The organism is Oleiphilus sp. HI0067, assembly GCF_001635735.1.
Map to the genome: position 1 here is coordinate 1 of NZ_LWFI01001679.1, position 777 is coordinate 777.

Here is a 777-nt window from a genome sequence, read left to right on the forward strand (position 1 = left end):
GGTGCTGCAAAGCTCAATGATGCCTATGCAATCAAGCTTGTATCAAACGATCTAATACTTCTTATGCGACATCGGGCTTTACTGTTCGGGATACTAGGTGGCTTCATCTTATACGCTGCTTTCGAACCAAAATATCAGAGTGCAGCGATGTTGATGGCATTAATCAGCATGGCTGGTTTTTTGGTACTTATGCTGGGTGGAGGTGAATATAACGCAGCCTTAAAGAAAGTCATGTTGATTGATATCGTTGGGATCGTGTTGCTTGGTATCGCGGCGATCTTAAAGTTCAAACCAGCGTAATCAGCTATTTCACCATATTTCGAGCCGTTGCAAACCGTTACATACGCTGTTTCTTTTTTGACTACGCTTAGGGCGTCACACAAAGAGGAACGCCTATGAAGCGTCAACTTATCAGCCTTGTTGGCTTACTTGCTTTGAGTTTCAACTCTGTCGGAGAAGAAGACTTTAGTGTCAATATTACAGTGAGCGGCGCATCGCCTAATCAAGGCTCCGCAATACTCTCATTGTTTGATTCAAGTTCTGATCATTTGAGAAAACCTCTCATGTCCTTGCGACAAGAGGTCGATGAAAACGGCAAGGTACAGTTTCAATTGTCAGGCATGGAAAACCACTTCTATTCGGTTAGTGTTTTCTACGACAAAGACGGCAATGGGCAACTTAGCACCGGCTTTGCCGGCGTACCGATCGAACCCATTGGCTTCTCGAATAACGCGAAAGGACAATCTGGCCCTCCCTCCTTTAACCAAGCTAAATTCA

Annotated in this window: 2 protein-coding genes; both read left to right on the top strand. The window is 44.7% G+C overall.

Annotated features, from left to right (window positions below; all coding sequences use genetic code 11):
• A partial coding sequence (locus A3739_RS30535) for a hypothetical protein (RefSeq protein WP_068503430.1) occupies window positions 1–300 on the top strand: 300 nt, incomplete at its 5' end.
• 95 nt (window positions 301–395) lie between these two features.
• A partial coding sequence (locus tag A3739_RS26920; RefSeq protein WP_068503434.1) for a DUF2141 domain-containing protein occupies window positions 396–777 on the top strand: 382 nt, incomplete at its 3' end.